Raw genomic sequence first — 14,772 nt, forward strand, 5'->3', positions numbered from 1 at the left:
GGGCCCACGTCTGCGAGGGGCCCCGGGCGAGGCACGAGGCTGGGGAGCAGGCGGGGATTAGCCTCGTTCGGCCTGGTCAAGCGCACGCTTCAACGACACCGTGGCCGAATAGATGGCCGTGGCGTCGTGCCCGGCCGCGACCCGCAGTTCCAGCGCGGCTGCAAAGCTCTTGGCCGCCGCATCAAACTGGCCGCTACTGAAGAGCACCTTGCCGATTTGTTGAAGCACCCACGGTTCTGTCGGCAGCCCTGCGACGGTGGGCAGGATGCCGCGCAGAATATTCTCAGCCCGCTCGAAGTTCCGGTTGGACCGCAGCACTTCAGCGTCCAGAACCTGCAGCCGGACGGATTCGGGGTCCGTGAGGCGCGCGTCGGCGGCGGCTTCGGCAGCCTCGGCAGTTCGACCGCGGGCCAGCAGCACGAAGATCTTGTCCGCCGGATCTGTTGTTTGTGCAAGGGCCTCGTCACAGGCCTCGGCGTCAACGACCTCAGCCAGCAACGTGTCCGGGTTTACAGCTGTGCCGGGGAAACCAGCTGAGGGCCAATCCTTCAGTCCCATGCTAGGACGCTATCTCCTGATAGGCGGCAAAAAGTAAGGAGGTGTCAGGCACGTCCAAAATACCGGGGCGGCCAATGCCGTCAAGGACTACGAACCGCAACAGGTCCCCGCGTGATTTCTTGTCGCGTCGCATTCCATCCAGCAGCGCCTGCCAGCGGTCGCGGCGGTAGCTCAGGGGCAGCCCGAGTAGGTCAAGAATGCTGCGGTGACGGTCTGCGTCTTCGTCGCTGAGCCGCCCCACGCTGCGGGCAAGCTCGGCGGCAAACATCATGCCCACCGACACGGCAGCCCCGTGGCGCCACGAGTAGCGCTCAGTCAATTCGATGGCGTGGCCCAGGGTGTGCCCGTAGTTCAGGATCTCGCGCAGGCCCGATTCCTTCAGATCTTCTGAAACCACCCGTGCCTTCACGGCGATGGCACGCTCGATCAATTCCCGCAGCACCGGCGACTTCGGGTCCTTCACGGCCTCAGGGTTGGCCTCAATCAGGTCCAGAATGACGGGATCGGCGATAAAGCCGCACTTGACCACTTCGGCCATGCCGGAGATCAGCTCGTTGGGCGGCAGCGTGTCCAGCGTGTCGAGGTCCACCAGCACCCCTGCCGGCGGGTGGAACGCACCCACCAGGTTCTTGCCTTCGGCAGTGTTGATGCCCGTCTTGCCGCCCACTGCCGCATCCACCATGCCCAGCAGTGACGTGGGCAGGTGCACCACTTTGACACCACGCAACCAGGTTGCAGCAACGAAACCGGCGACGTCGGTCACGGCACCTCCGCCGACGGCCACGACGGCGTCTGAGCGGGTGAAGTCGTTCTGGCCCAGAACCTGCCAGCAGAAGGACGCCACCTCAATGTGCTTGCCCTCTTCAGCGTCGGGAATCTCCGCCGTCAGAGCAGTGAAACCAGCTGCGGCCAGGTCTTCACGGACCGTGTCACCTGTCAGGCGCAGCGCGCGGGGGTGGATGACGAGGACTTTTTTGACCCGCTCACCCAGCAGCGCTGGGAGTTGCGCCAACAAGCCGCGGCCCACGACGACGTCGTAATTTTCCTGCGGCAACGCGCCGGTGACCTTGATGACCGTGGTAGTGGCTGCTGCTGTATTTTCAATGTTCACGGTTGCAAATTCTCTTTCCTTGAAGCGTCTGCAAGCTGCTCGATCAGCCGCACAACAAGCTGCGGCACATTGGAGCGGCTCACATCGAGTGTGATGTCGGCCAGTCGGTCATACACGGGGCCCCGGGCGGCGGCCAGGCGCTGCCAAGTACCCACGGGGTCCGCTGCCAGCAGCGGGCGCCCGGTGTTGCGGGTGATGCGTTCGCGCACCGTGTCAATGTCTGCCCGAAGAAAAATCACAGTGGCCTTGGCGAGTAGCTGCTGCGTACCTGAATCCAGCACCGCTCCCCCACCGAGGGATAAAACCACCGGCTTGGGTTTGGGCGAATCCAGCACCGCAGCAATGGTCTTCGCTTCAAGCTGGCGAAAGTGGTGTTCACCCTTGGCTGCGAAGATCCGCGGCACCGGGCCGTGCTTGGCCACGATCTTCTGGTCCGAGTCAATGAATTCCACGCCCAGTACACGGGCCAATTCCGCGCCGATCACGGATTTTCCAACAGCCATGGGGCCGATCATGACGATGGGCCGGTGGGGCGTGAACTCCGGCACCCCGGCCGGATCCCTGCCCGTCTTCATCAGTGACCCAGCGTATCCAGGTTGGCAGGGATGGCTGCCAGGTAGCTTTCCATGTTCCGCCGCGTTTCCGCGATGGAGTCCCCGCCGAACTTTTCCACGAGGGCTTCGGCCAGCACCAGGGCTGTCATGGCCTCAGCGACCACCCCGGCTGCCGGAACAGCGCACACGTCGGAGCGCTGGTGGTGCGCCTTGGCCGGTTCGCCGGTGGCCACGTCAATGGTCTTCAAGGCTCGCGGGACGGTGGCAATGGGCTTCATGGCCGCACGCACGCGCAGCACGTCGCCAATGCTCATACCGCCCTCAATGCCACCTGCACGGTTGGAGGTGCGGGTGATGCGCCCTTCCGCATCGCGGACGATTTCGTCGTGAGCTGCTGAGCCGCGGCGGGCCGCTGTGGCAAAGCCGTCCCCGACTTCCACGCCCTTGATGGCCTGGATGCCCATGAGGGCTCCGGCCAGACGCGAGTCCAGGCGCCTGTCCCAGTGCACGTAGCTGCCCAGTCCGGGCGGCAGGTTGTAGGCCAGCACCTCAACCACGCCGCCGAGGGTTTCGCCCTGCTTCTGGGCAGTGTCAACCTCTACGACCATGGCGGCCGAAGTTGCCGCGTCAAAGCAGCGCAGCGGATCTGCATCAAGGGCGCCGACGTCGCTTAACACCGGCAAGGCTGCATGTTCGGGTGAGGCAACACCGGCGATCTGCACGGTGTGGCTGACCAGTTCAACGCCGACGGCGGCCAGCATCTGCGCAGCCACCGCACCGAGCGCCACACGGGTGGCGGTTTCGCGGGCGCTGGCGCGCTCCAGCACAGGCCGCGCCTCGGTAAACCCATATTTTTGCATGCCGGTAAAGTCGGCGTGGCCCGGGCGCGGACGCGTCAGCGGAGCATTACGGGCCTGGTTGGCCAGCTCGGATTCATCCACGGGGTCAGCAGACATGATCTGCTCCCACTTGGGCCATTCGGAGTTGGCGATCTGAATGGCGACCGGCCCGCCCTGGGTCAGTCCGTGGCGCACACCGCCAAGGATCGTCACCACGTCCTGTTCAAACTTCATCCGGGCACCGCGGCCGTAGCCCAGCCGACGGCGCGCCAGGGCGTCCCTGATGTGGGCGCTCGTAAGCTCCACACCGGCGGGCACGCCTTCAATAATTCCAACGAGTGCCGGGCCATGTGATTCTCCGGCGGTCAACCAACGCAACATACTCTCTATCCTGCCATGTTCTGTTCGTGGGGATTCCGCCTGTCGACGCCAATTGCGTCGCACATCACATTGATGACGTCCCCTTGCTTCTCTGTTGCCAGTGTGCCGTATCCTCCGGCCTGGACAAACAGCTTGACTTGTTCAACACCCTGATACAAAAGCATCTCAATGCCGGCCACCACCGTCCCTGCACACCCCTGCCACGCTGACGCCAGCGCACTGGGCCAGGGGTCGTAGGCAACGTCGAGCAGCACTGCCCCGTCCACCTGTTTGTCCTGCGCTGCGATGGCCCCGGCAAGAGCGTCGGCACCATGTGGCGGGAGCGTGGAAATGACGACGTCGAACCCGCCCAGCGCTTCTGCGGCACCTTCAAAGGGCGCCAGTGTGGCACGAACGTTGACTTTCGCTGCCACGTCCAGGACATCGGCTGCTTTGGCAGGGTTGCGCACAAACACCACCACCTCCGAGGCTCCCAGCTGGGCCAGTGCGGCCACGGCGGAAACAGCCGTTCCCCCGCCGCCCAGTATGGCCGCACGCGGGCGCTCCCGAACACCGGCGTGGAGCAGCGCGTTCACGATCCCCTGCACGTCGGTGTTGTCCCCGCGCAGGTGGGTGCCGCCGTCGGGTGTTCGCGTGCACACGATGGTGTTCACCGAACCCAACGCCGCCGCCACGGGACTGAGCTCATCCAGCAGATCCACGGCCGCGTTCTTCAACGGCATGGTCACTGACAGGCCATACCAGTTGCCTTCTCTGCGGACTCGACCCAGGAAATCGGCCAATTCCGGAACCTGGATGTCAATGGCCGTGTAGCTAAATTGCGCCCCCAGGACCTGGTAGGCGGCGTTGTGCAGGGTCGGTGATTTGGAGTGCCCAATGGGGTGCCCCAACACCGCTCCCTGAAGCAGGTTCTTCAATTATTTGCACTCTCCCGGGTTCGCACCACACCATGCAACATACTTGGCCACGTTGACTTGGTGCTGGGCGAAGGTGGCGGCATACAGTGTTTCACCGGTCTTCAGGTTCACCGTCACCCAGAAGTAGTACGGGTTGGCGACGGGGTGCGCAGCGGCCGCAATGGCCTTGGTGCCGGGGGAGCCGATCGGACCAACGGGGAGGCCGGGGTTGGCGAATGTGTTGTACAGATTCGACTTGTCCGCTTTCTCTTCCGCCGTGATGTTGTACGTTTTCACGCCAAGGCCATAGGCCACGGTGGCATCGGATTCCAACCGGCCGCCCGTTTCACCGTTCGGATTGTTGATCCGGTTTTCAATGGCTCCGGAAATCTTGGCGTAGTTCGCCTCATTGCCTTCAAACTCAATGATGCTGGCGATGGTCAGGATCCTGTACTGCTCGTCCGGGGTGGTCACGCCGGCATCCACGAGGGACTTTTTCGTGGCTGCAACCATTTCGGCCAAAACGCCCTTGGCGTCAAGCTCGATCGGGAATTTGTACTCCCCCGGCGCCAGGTATCCCTCAAGGTTTTTCGCCTGCTTGGGCAGTTCAAACAGTCCAGGCTGCTTGGACAACGCCGCAAATTCCGCCAACGGGATGCCCGTGCTCTTCGCCAAAACGGCCAAGGTGTCATTGATGCGCAGGTTCTGTGCCACGGCAGCGTAGTGAACCTTGTCGTTGCTGACCTCCATCAAGATGGTGACGGCATCGGCGGCCTTCATCTGTGTCTTCATGTTGAACGTGCCTGGCTGCAGGGAACCAGTGCCGTTCGCAGCCTTCAGCGCGTCAAGGAAAGCCTGCTCGCTGGCGACAACATCCTGGGTCTTCAGCTCCGTGGCCACAGTGCGTCCCGTGGCACCCTCGGGAACAACAACTTTCACTGCAGTGATGCCGGGGCCCGGGTAGTCCGGAACCGTAAAGCCGCCCAGCATGGGTTTGATTGTCTGCACAGCGAAGTACACAACAACGGCAAAAAAGATCAACACAATCAAAAATGCCAGGCTGCGGCGGCGCTTGCGCACACGTTTGGACACGCGGGTGCCCCGGCGTGAAGCCGAGGGCACCGCATATTCACCTGCTTCACCGTGGATAAACTCGGCAGAATCCTCGTGCTCGTGGGCGGCCTCTTGCCCACCCTCGGGCTCATGTTCAAACTCAGGCTCGGCAGCGGCGTGGCCGGGGAAATGTTCACTCATGGTGCCGTCGTCGTTTCGTCAGGCACGCTGGCAGGCGTGGAAATGGTGGAAACCTCTTCATTTTTCGATGATCCGGCAGTCCCCACGACACCAGTTCTGGGTGCACGCACACGAGAGCCGACGTCGGCCTTGCGCGCCTTTTGCATGTCAATGGCGTGCTGCAGAATTTCCACAGCAGCCACTTGGTCTACTACTTTACGGTGTTCACGGGTGTCCATGCCAGCGCTGCGCAGCGCTTGGTGGGCGCTAACGGTGGTCAAACGCTCGTCGATGAGGTGCACGGGCACGTCCATGTCAGCGGCCTGCAGCAAGGCGACAAGGATGTCAGCGTAGTGCCGCGCCATCTGCGCCGAAGCTTTTTCCTCCCCCTTGAGCGTGCGGGGCAGTCCGACGAAGATCTGGCAGACGCCGCGTGCTGCGGCCTCTTTCACGACGATCCTCACGTCGCTGTTCCTCTTTTCATCCCTGCTCAGCGTCTTGACCGGCGTCGCAAGAATTCCATCCGGGTCGCAGGAGGCCAGACCCACGCGGACCATTCCCACGTCCACGCCCAGTTTGGCCCCCTGCGGGTAACTATTTTCGGACACGAGGCGCCTAGGGTCGTGTTTTCACGGCATCGGCAATGGCGGACAGTGCGGCGTCAATGGCCTTGACGTCGCTTCCACCGCCCTGGGCCATGTCCGGCTTGCCGCCGCCACCGCCACCGAGAATGCCGGAGGCCAGTTTCACGAGGTTTCCGGCCTTGATCCCGGCTTCGCGGGAGGCTTCGTTGGTGACCACGAGGATGACCGGACGTCCGTTGGAGGCACCGGCCACTGCCACGACGGAGGCGGCCGAGCCGAGCCGGTTACGCAAGTCAAGGGCAAGTGCCCGCAGATCATCAGCCCCGTTGACCTCACCGGCGTTGTGCACAATCAGGCGCACACCGTTGGCGTCAACGGCCGTGCCTGCAAGACTTGCGGCCACAGCGCCCAAGGATTCCTTGCGCAGGCGTTCGAGTTCCTTCTCGGCGGCCTTCAACTTGGCCAAGGTTGCAGCTACGCGTTCCTGCAGGAGATTGGCCGGAACCTTGAACATGTCGCTCAGCTCGCTCACCAGTGCACGCTCAGCGGCCAGATGGCGGAACGCATCCATGCCCACAAAGGCTTCAACGCGGCGGTTGCCTGAGCCCACCGACTGCTCGCCAAGCAGGGTCAGCGAACCAATGTTGGAGGTGCTCTCCACGTGCGTGCCGCCGCAGAGCTCACGCGACCAGGCGCCGTCGATCTCCACCACACGCACTTCGGAACCGTAGTTTTCACCGAACAGGGCCATGGCGCCCAGCGCCTTGGCAGCGTCCAGGTCCATGATCTTGGTGTCGACGCGGTAGTTGTTGCGGATGGCGATGTTGGAGACTTCCTCGATCTCCGAACGGGTCGCTGCACTCAGCCCTTCACCCCAGGCAAAGTCAAAGCGCAGGTAGCCGGCCTTGTTGAAAGAGCCGCGTTGCAGCGCCTCCGGGCCCAGGATCTGGTGGAGGGCAGCGTGCACAATGTGCGTTCCCGTGTGCGCCTGTTCTGCCGCGTGGCGGCGTTCACGGTCGACGGCGGCCCGCACCAAGGCATCTGCTGGCAGTTCACCTTCACGCACGATCGCCTTGTGCACACTCAGCCCCTTGACAGGGCGTTGGACGTCCAGGACCTCGACGACGAAGCCGTCGCCAGTGATCAGACCCGTGTCGGCTGCCTGGCCGCCTGCCTCGGCATAGAAGGGGGTTTCATCCAGGACGAGGGAAATTTCATCCCCGGTTGAAGCGTGTGCCACCGCATGCCCGTTGGAAAGGATGGAACGCACACGTCCCTGCCCCTCCAACTCGGTGTAGCCAGTGAAGATGGTCTCGCCTTGGGCCAGCAGTTCATGGAACACGGAGAGGTCGGCGTGGCCGCTCTTTTTAGCCTTGGAGTCTCTTTGTGCACGCTGGCGCTGCTCAAGCATCAGGGCGCGGAAGCCGGCCTCATCCACGGCCAGTCCGGCCTCTCCCGCCATTTCAAGGGTGAGGTCGATCGGGAAGCCGTACGTGTCATGCAAGGCAAATGCCTCGGCCCCGGAAAGGTTCGTCTTGGCAGCCTTGGACTCCTTCACGGCCTCTTCCAAACGCGCGGTTCCGCTGGCGATGGTGCGCAGGAAGGAGCGCTCCTCGGCGTAGGCGATGCGTGAAATCCTGGCGAAGTCGGTCTCCACCTCCGGGTAGGCACCCTTCATGGCGTCGCGGGAGACGGGCAGCAGTTCCGGGAGCACGGCCGTTTCAACGCCGAGCAGGCGCATCGCCCGTACGGCACGGCGGATGAGGCGGCGCAGCACATAGCCGCGGCCTTCGTTGGAGGGGGTCACGCCGTCGGAGATCAGCATCAGCGAGGAGCGGATGTGGTCGGCAACAACGCGCATGCGTACGTCGTCGACGTGGTGCGGGTCTGCAGGGTCTTCGGTGGAGGTGTAGGTCTTGCCGGAGACCTTCGCGGCCATATCAAGCACGGGACGGACCTGGTCCGTCTCGTACATGTTCTCCACACCCTGCAGGATCATGGCAAGGCGTTCCAGGCCAAGGCCTGTGTCAATGTTCTTGTTGGGCAGCTCGCCCACCACGTCGAAGTCGACCTTCGAGGTGACGTTGTCGATCTGGTACTGCATGAACACGAGGTTCCAGATCTCGATGTAACGGGTTTCATCGGCCACCGGGCCCCCCTCGATCCCATACTGCGGGCCGCGGTCGTAGAAGATCTCGGAGCAGGGACCGGCAGGGCCAGGCTGGCCGGTGGACCAGTAGTTGTCTTCCTTGCCAATGCGCTGGATGCGGTCCTCAGGAACGCCCACTTTGTCCCGCCAGATCGACAGCGCTTCGTCATCCTCGTTGTAAACCGTTACCCACAGGCGGTCCACGGGCAGGCCGAAGCCTCCGTCCGCCACGGGGGTGGTCAGCAGTTCCCACGCGTAGGGAATGGCGGTTTCCTTGAAGTAGTCGCCAAAGGAGAAGTTTCCGCACATTTGGAAGAACGTGCCGTGGCGAACGGTCTTGCCGACTTCGTCGATGTCGCCGGTGCGGATGCACTTTTGCACGCTGGTGGCCCTCTTGTAGGGCGGCACTTCCCGGGCTGTCAGGTAAGGGATGAAGGGCACCATGCCGGCGACTGTGAACAACAGGGACGGATCCGAGGACACCAGGGACGCCGACGGCACGGGGGTGTGTCCCTTGCTGACAAAAAACTCAACCCAGCGGCGTGCTATTTCATGGGACTTCATTAGCCTGGTGGCTCCTTCAATTGTTCTAGCGGGCAAAAAGTGCAGCAGGTGTATTAGTGGCGTGCCTCATCAGGAGCCTGGTCGATGCCCAGAGCCATCCGTAAATCGTTTTCGCGCTCATTCATGTTCTCACGCAGCGCGTCAGCGAAGTCGTGGACAGCGTCGGTAACGCGTCCCACGGCACGGTTGAGGCCCTCGGGCCCAATGGCCCCCTTGGCTGCAGCAATTTTGCGTGCGGCGATAACGCCGATGGTGATGCCGACGCCAAGCCAAAAGATCTTCTTCATGGGTACTTAGTCCTTAGGTGTCCTAGGGTGGCGTTTCTTTAGCGGCTGCGCCGGCCACGGGCCGGTTTGCTGCGGCTGGCAACAGCTTGGCGCACGCCATAGCTAAACGCTGCCACCTTGATCAGCGGTGAGCCGATGGTGGCGGCCACCAGGGCTGAGAGTGCCGAAATATTGGCTGTTGCATCGGAGACGTTATTGGAGATACCGTCCACTTTGCCCAGCTGGGTGTTGGTGGTGGCCACCGTGGCGGTGACCTCGTCGATCAGCGGCGTGGTGCCATCGCCGATCTGCTTGATGGTGACACGGATTTCATCGAAAACCTTGCCGAGTTTGAAAATGGGCACGGCCAACAAGGCCACTAAGACGGCAAAGACTCCTGCCGCGATCAATCCTGCAATATCGCCACCGCTCATGTGAGTGCCGCCTCTATTCCTTACTCGTTGGCTTGTCATACGTTCTTGGCAGTGCTTCTTCAGCCGTGTCCTGTCAGGCACGCACTACGTCCCAAAACACCTTAGTCCAAAAAATCGCCTATGTTGGGCGGCTTTGGAGGGCATTGGCTGACTTTGGCCGGATTTGACGTGATTTATCCAGATTTCTCCGGCGTTAACGGCAAAACAGCCCGCAGCGGAGGCCACGGGCTGTTTTGTGTTGTCAGGCTGCGAGATACTCGAGCCCCACATCACGCTAAAGAGTTTTAGCGTGAGTAGAATTCGACGACCAGCTGCTCTTCACAGGTTACGGGAACCTCAACGCGCTTGGGACGGCGAACCAGGCGGGCCTGCAGGCTCTCCAGCTTCACATCCAAGTAGGCCGGGACGGCGGGGAGCACGTCGCGGTGGGCGCCGGCTGCTGCAAGCTGCAACGGAACCATGGTCTGGCTGCGCGGGTGCACGTGGATCAGCTGACCCTCGGCAACGCGGAAGGACGGGCGGTCCACGCGGGCGCCGTCAACCATGATGTGGCGGTGCACAACCAGCTGGCGTGCCTGGGCGGTGGTGCGGGCGAAGCCTGCACGCAAAACCAGGGCGTCCAAACGGCTTTCCAAGATCTCGACCAGGTTTTCACCGGTCATGCCCTTGGTGTGCTTGGCTTCTTCGAAGGCACGGGTCATCTGTGCTTCGCGGATGCCGTACTGGGCGCGCAGACGCTGCTTTTCGCGCAAGCGTACTGCGTAGTCGCTGTCCTGCTTCTTGCGGGCGCGGCCATGCTCACCGGGGCCGTACGGGCGGCGCTCCAGGTACTTGGCGGCCTTGGGAGTCAGAGCAATGCCGAGGGACCGCGAAAGGCGGGCCTGCCGGCGGGCACGTGTGTTGTTAGCCACTTGTGTCCTTCCAATATGTGCAATATGTATGTGTCCTGGCCTCCATTGTGGAGAGTTGGGGCTATTGCCACCCATCGCTACAGCACCTGGGCATGAACAAAAAGGTGGCCAGAAGGCGCGGAAATACGCGCCGTTTGAGCTTTATATTGCGCATGGAGCCAAGGCTTGCCAGTGCGGCATCAACTCTACCACCACATTCCGGCCGGAAACTATTTGGCCCAAGGGTGCAGAACGGCAGTTTGGCGCCGCCAGCGGCGCTTTGCCCCGGGAGAGTTATTTCGCCGGGGGCTTGGACTTAGGCCCGTCGCCGGTGCCGCGAATAAGCCCCCGCAACCTATCCACACGCACACCGAGGTCGCGTTCGAAGCCGTTGGCCGTGGGGGCGTAGTAGTTGCGGCCCACCAGGTCATCCGGCGGGTACTGCTGGGTGGCGATCGAGTGCGGTGAATCATGTGAATAGATGTAGCCCTTGCCGTGTCCCAAACCAGCCGAACCGGCATAGTGGGCATCGCGCAGCGGTGGCGGGACAGTGGAGCCGAGCCCGGCCCGCACGTCGGCAACGGCTGCGTTGATCCCGTTGTAGGAGGCGTTGGATTTAGGCGCAGTGGCCACGTGGACCACGGCTTGGGCCAGGATGATCCGCGCCTCGGGCATGCCGATCAACGCCACAGCTTGCGCCGCTGCCACGGCTGTTTGCAACGCTGTGGGATCGGCCATGCCGACATCCTCGGAGGCGGAAATCATGATGCGCCGGCTGATGAAGCGCGGGTCTTCCCCGGCCTCGAGCATGCGGGCCAGGTAGTGCAGTGCCGCGTCGACGTCGGAGCCGCGGACCGACTTGATGAAGGCACTGATGATGTCGTAATGCTGGTCCCCCGCCTTGTCGTAACGCACCGCGGCGGCGTCAATGGCACGCTCGGCAATGGCAAGGTCAATCACGGCAGGTTCACGTCCGCCGTCGGTGTCCGGCTGGCTTGTGTCCGGCTGGCCGCTACCGGCGTTGCTAGTCTCCGAAAGCGCAACACCGGCTGCAGCTTCGAGGGTGGTCAGCGCGCGGCGGGCATCACCGGCGGCGAGCCGGACGAGGTGGTCCATGGCCTCGTCGGTGACGGTGACAAGACTGTCAAGGCCACGCTGGTCGGTGACGGCGCGCTCCAGCAGGCCCTGGATGTCCTGGTTGGTGAGTGGTTTGAGTGTGAGCAGAATCGAACGGGATAGCAGCGGCGCCACCACGGAAAATGACGGGTTCTCTGTCGTTGCGGCAATCAACACCACCCAACGGTTTTCCACTCCCGGCAGCAGCGCATCCTGCTGGGCCTTGTTGAAGCGGTGAATCTCATCCAGGAACAAAATGGTGGTCCGGCCGTGCAGGTCCCTGTCGGTGAGGGCCTGGTCCATGACCCGGCGAACGTCCTTGACTCCGGCGGTGATGGCGGAGAGCTCCACGAACTTCCGTCCAGGCCCACGTGCGATCACGTGGGCGAGCGTGGTTTTCCCCGTCCCTGGAGGCCCCCAGAGCATCACGGACGCCGGCCCCGCCGCTCCCCCGGCGCTGCCGCCGGCTGCCAACATCTGCAGCGGTGATCCGGCACCGAGCAGATGCTGCTGGCCCACCACCTCGTCCACTGTTCGTGGGCGCATGCGCACGGCTAGGGGGCTGCGCGGGCGTGAGGGCTGCCCGCCCTGTGCGCCACCAAAGGTGAGGCTGCCGTCGTCGTCCGCGTCGTCGCCGTCATAGACGCTGCTAAAAAGGTCGCTCACCCCTCTAGGCTATCCCCACCCGCCGACACCGGTGCACCGGGGCGCCGTTGCCAGTGGCGGCTAGTCTTGCAGCGTGAAGGTAACTACGCGCACCACTTTTCTCACCCCAGACCGGCTGCCCGGCTGGGTGGAACGTTTTGCCGCCGCCCATGGCGGCCTGGCCTCCATCGAGGACACCGACGACGGCGTGCTGCTCACCACGCATGACGGCTCGTCCGCTTTGCTGAGCCCTCCCTGGCCCGACGACGGGCGGCCGGGACGCGGCACCGACCTGCTAGAGCGTCTCGAGTCCCTGGCCGCGCAGGAACGCCGGTTTGCTCTGGTGCTGGTGCGACGCGGCGGCTACGCGGTGGGCGTTGCCTCGGGCGGGAAGCTCCTGGCCCATAAGGTGGGCAGCGTGTCGGCGCGTTCGCGCGGGGGAAACCAGGCGGCGGCCGTCGTCGAGCGTGTTGGCGCCAAAGCCGAACGAATATTTGCCGGCCATGGCTTTGAATACCTGGCAACGGGAGGGGATAAACAGCTCGTTGAGCAGACACTGGGCTCCCCCGTACTGCGTAAATATTCCTCCCTGCCACGGCTGGCGCCGCTGGCTGTCACCGACCCCAGCATGGCGGTCCTGACACGGGCGGCAGCGGACTTTTGTGCCATCCGTGTCAGGATTCTCGACACTAGCGGCTAAACCGTCACGCCCGGGCCTTCCTCCCGGGCTTCCTCCTCAGCTTCCTCGATATAGTGCTGCACCTTCTCCAGCGGCAGGTGGGCCCACAAGGCGATGAAGAAGACCACCACGGCAATAACGGCGTTGGTGATGAATGCCCACCAGAACAGGTCCGGGTGGCTGGTTGGATCCATCAGCCAGCTTTGCAGCCCCACTAGGACCAGCCATGGGACCAGCCACAAGGCGCCGGCCTTGAAGTCCAGCTTTGGCTTGATGCTGCGGTCTCCGGTGAATTGGAAAACGACCAACAGGATGTAGCCAAGCAGGATGGTGATGAAGATCTTGAAGTTGACGGCCCAACCGCCCCAGAACACGATCAAATTGGCGCAGTAGAACGCGATCAACGGGATGGTGTAGCCGCCGGGCAGCTTGAACGGGCGCACGTGGTCGCCCATCTGGCGGCGCAGCGCAGCCACCACCAGCGGACCTGAACCGAAGGACAGGACAGTGGCGGAGGTGATGAAGCCGACCAACTGCTGCCAGCTGGGGAACGGTAGGAACATGATCAAACCCACAATGAACGTCAGGAACAGGCTCCAGTGGGGCACGCCGTGGCGGTTGGTGGTTGCCAGCCAGCGGGGGGCGTTGCCGTTGCGGCCCTGGGCGTAGGAAACCCTGGCGGCAATGGTGGTGTAGATCAGGCCGGTGTCGGTGGGGGAAATGATGGCGTCGGCGTAGAGCAGGTATGCCAGCCAGGTCAGCCCGCCGAGAGTTGCCAGCGCAGCCAGCGGACCGGCGTCGTTGGTGAATGTCAAGTGCGACCATGCGCCCGAACTTTGCAGCACGTGTTCAGGAATGCCCAAGGTGAAGGCGACCTGCAGCAGGGCGTAGATGATGGCGGTAATGGTCAGCGACCCAATGATGGCGAAGGGGATGTTCCGCTTCGGGTTGGTCGTTTCACCGGCCAATTCAATGCCCTGCCGGAAGCCCAGGTAGGAAAATGTGATTCCCGCTGTAGCGATGCAGGTAAAGATAGCCGATGCGCCGGAAGGCGCGAACCCCAGTGTGGTGAAGTTGTCCATGTTCCCCATTTGGGTGGTGCCAAAAGCCATCACCAAAAATACGGCGATGACCAGCAGGATGATGAACAGCTTCCACCACACCAGGACGTTGTTGATCTGGGCGAACAGGAGCACCCCAAAGTAGTTGATGACCACAAAGATGGCCATCAGGGCAACTGCTACCAGCAAGCCCAACGGAGTCAAGGTGTGAACGGTGATGCCGGAGACCCGCTGCGCCTCGGTGAAGGGAGCAAATTTCGTGGCGTACGTCAACGCGCCCTCAACTTCGATGGCCGGGACGGCTGCGGAACTCACCCACGTGATGAAACCGAGCGAGTAGCTGGCGAACGATCCCCACACCAGGTGCGGATAGCGGACGACGCCCCCGGAGATCGGGAACATGGGCCCCAGCTCGGCATAACAAAGGCCGATCATCAGGACCATGATTCCTGCGATCAGCCAAGAGAAGATTGCTGCCGGACCGGCAATCTGGGATGCGTTGTACGCTCCGAACAACCAGCCGGATCCGATGATCGAGCCGATTGCGGTGAACAAAAGGGCGATGGGGCCCAAGTGTCGCTTTAGTTTTACTTGTTGTTTCGGAACGGACCCTCCGGGCTTTCCATTGATTGATGCACTCATCTTGAAATCCATCTCCTCCGGCGGTTTGCGCGCCGCCTCACGCCGAATTTTACTCCTGTTACTGGCAGTCGTCAGTGAGTTGGCTGGGGTTTATTCCAAAGGATCTACAGGGAAGTCTGGGCAATGGTTGAGAACATGCGTCATGTTCTTCACGTCGATTGCGGGGCACG

General features: G+C 62.7%; 14 protein-coding genes. 1 reads left to right on the plus strand and 13 read right to left on the minus strand.

Annotation, left to right across the window (positions count from 1 at the left end):
* Positions 1 to 57 precede the first annotated feature (57 nt).
* The 12 genes from Q4P21_RS06115 to Q4P21_RS06170 form a co-directional block, all read right to left on the minus strand.
* Positions 58 to 558 (minus strand): tetratricopeptide repeat protein, encoded by a 501-nt coding sequence (locus Q4P21_RS06115; RefSeq protein ID WP_303387918.1) that lies wholly within the window; start codon positions 556 to 558, stop codon positions 58 to 60.
* Position 559: 1 nt separating this feature from the next.
* On the minus strand, positions 560 to 1,663 hold the full coding sequence (gene aroB, locus Q4P21_RS06120) for a 3-dehydroquinate synthase (RefSeq protein WP_303387932.1): 1,104 nt from the start codon (positions 1,661 to 1,663) through the stop codon (positions 560 to 562).
* 2 nt (positions 1,664 to 1,665) lie between these two features.
* Positions 1,666 to 2,244, minus strand: coding sequence for a shikimate kinase (locus Q4P21_RS06125; protein WP_303387919.1), 579 nt, complete (start codon positions 2,242 to 2,244; stop codon positions 1,666 to 1,668).
* Positions 2,244 to 3,443, minus strand: coding sequence for a chorismate synthase (aroC, locus tag Q4P21_RS06130; RefSeq protein WP_303387920.1), 1,200 nt, complete (start codon positions 3,441 to 3,443; stop codon positions 2,244 to 2,246). Before aroC ends, Q4P21_RS06125 begins: the two co-directional genes overlap by 1 nt.
* Positions 3,444 to 3,448: 5 nt before the next feature.
* A complete protein-coding gene (locus Q4P21_RS06135; RefSeq protein ID WP_303387921.1) occupies positions 3,449 to 4,360 on the minus strand; it encodes a shikimate dehydrogenase in 912 nt (303 codons plus the stop codon).
* The gene (gene mltG / locus Q4P21_RS06140; protein WP_303387922.1) at positions 4,361 to 5,593 is read right to left on the minus strand and encodes an endolytic transglycosylase MltG; all 1,233 of its coding nucleotides are present in this window, start codon (positions 5,591 to 5,593) and stop codon (positions 4,361 to 4,363) included.
* Positions 5,590 to 6,180, minus strand: coding sequence for a Holliday junction resolvase RuvX (ruvX, locus tag Q4P21_RS06145; protein ID WP_303387923.1), 591 nt, complete (start codon positions 6,178 to 6,180; stop codon positions 5,590 to 5,592). Before ruvX ends, mltG begins: the two co-directional genes overlap by 4 nt.
* A 7-nt stretch (positions 6,181 to 6,187) precedes the next feature.
* Entirely contained in the window at positions 6,188 to 8,869 is a 2,682-nt protein-coding gene (alaS, locus tag Q4P21_RS06150) for an alanine--tRNA ligase (RefSeq protein ID WP_303387924.1), read from the minus strand.
* Positions 8,870 to 8,922: 53 nt separating this feature from the next.
* On the minus strand, positions 8,923 to 9,156 hold the full coding sequence (locus Q4P21_RS06155; RefSeq protein WP_303387925.1) for a hypothetical protein: 234 nt from the start codon (positions 9,154 to 9,156) through the stop codon (positions 8,923 to 8,925).
* 38 nt (positions 9,157 to 9,194) lie between these two features.
* Positions 9,195 to 9,569, minus strand: coding sequence for a DUF948 domain-containing protein (locus Q4P21_RS06160; protein WP_207343970.1), 375 nt, complete (start codon positions 9,567 to 9,569; stop codon positions 9,195 to 9,197).
* A gap of 284 nt (positions 9,570 to 9,853) precedes the next feature.
* On the minus strand, positions 9,854 to 10,480 hold the full coding sequence (gene rpsD / locus Q4P21_RS06165) for a 30S ribosomal protein S4 (RefSeq protein WP_110106405.1): 627 nt from the start codon (positions 10,478 to 10,480) through the stop codon (positions 9,854 to 9,856).
* Between the two features lie 273 nt (positions 10,481 to 10,753).
* Positions 10,754 to 12,241, minus strand: a complete 1,488-nt coding sequence (locus Q4P21_RS06170) for a replication-associated recombination protein A (protein ID WP_303387926.1) — start codon at positions 12,239 to 12,241, stop codon at positions 10,754 to 10,756.
* A 73-nt stretch (positions 12,242 to 12,314) separates the two neighbouring features.
* On the opposite strand from Q4P21_RS06170, the gene Q4P21_RS06175 reads away from it, so the two are divergent.
* Positions 12,315 to 12,920 carry an acVLRF1 family peptidyl-tRNA hydrolase gene (locus tag Q4P21_RS06175; protein ID WP_303387927.1) on the plus strand — a complete coding sequence of 202 codons (606 nt, stop codon included), beginning with the start codon at positions 12,315 to 12,317 and terminating at the stop codon, positions 12,918 to 12,920.
* Here the strand turns inward: Q4P21_RS06175 and Q4P21_RS06180 are convergent.
* Positions 12,917 to 14,602: an APC family permease gene (locus Q4P21_RS06180; RefSeq protein WP_303387928.1), complete on the minus strand. Its 1,686-nt coding sequence runs from the start codon at positions 14,600 to 14,602 to the stop codon at positions 12,917 to 12,919. The genes Q4P21_RS06175 and Q4P21_RS06180 overlap by 4 nt on opposite strands.
* Positions 14,603 to 14,772 lie beyond the last annotated feature (170 nt).

The organism is Arthrobacter sp. (assembly GCF_030540645.1).
Classification (GTDB): Bacteria; Actinomycetota; Actinomycetes; order Actinomycetales; family Micrococcaceae; genus Specibacter.

What these genes read in the sequence shown, in the direction of transcription:
- Q4P21_RS06115 (WP_303387918.1), bottom strand. Translation starts at nt 558, where the DNA reads ATGGGACTGAAGGATTGGCCCTCAGCTGGTTTCCCCGGCACAGCTGTA.
- Q4P21_RS06125 (WP_303387919.1), bottom strand. Translation starts at nt 2,244, where the DNA reads ATGAAGACGGGCAGGGATCCGGCCGGGGTGCCGGAGTTCACGCCCCAC.
- aroC (WP_303387920.1), bottom strand. Translation starts at nt 3,443, where the DNA reads ATGTTGCGTTGGTTGACCGCCGGAGAATCACATGGCCCGGCACTCGTT.
- mltG (WP_303387922.1), bottom strand. Translation starts at nt 5,593, where the DNA reads ATGAGTGAACATTTCCCCGGCCACGCCGCTGCCGAGCCTGAGTTTGAA.
- alaS (WP_303387924.1), bottom strand. Translation starts at nt 8,869, where the DNA reads ATGAAGTCCCATGAAATAGCACGCCGCTGGGTTGAGTTTTTTGTCAGC.
- Q4P21_RS06155 (WP_303387925.1), bottom strand. Translation starts at nt 9,156, where the DNA reads ATGAAGAAGATCTTTTGGCTTGGCGTCGGCATCACCATCGGCGTTATC.
- Q4P21_RS06160 (WP_207343970.1), bottom strand. Translation starts at nt 9,569, where the DNA reads ATGAGCGGTGGCGATATTGCAGGATTGATCGCGGCAGGAGTCTTTGCC.
- Q4P21_RS06180 (WP_303387928.1), bottom strand. Translation starts at nt 14,602, where the DNA reads ATGAGTGCATCAATCAATGGAAAGCCCGGAGGGTCCGTTCCGAAACAA.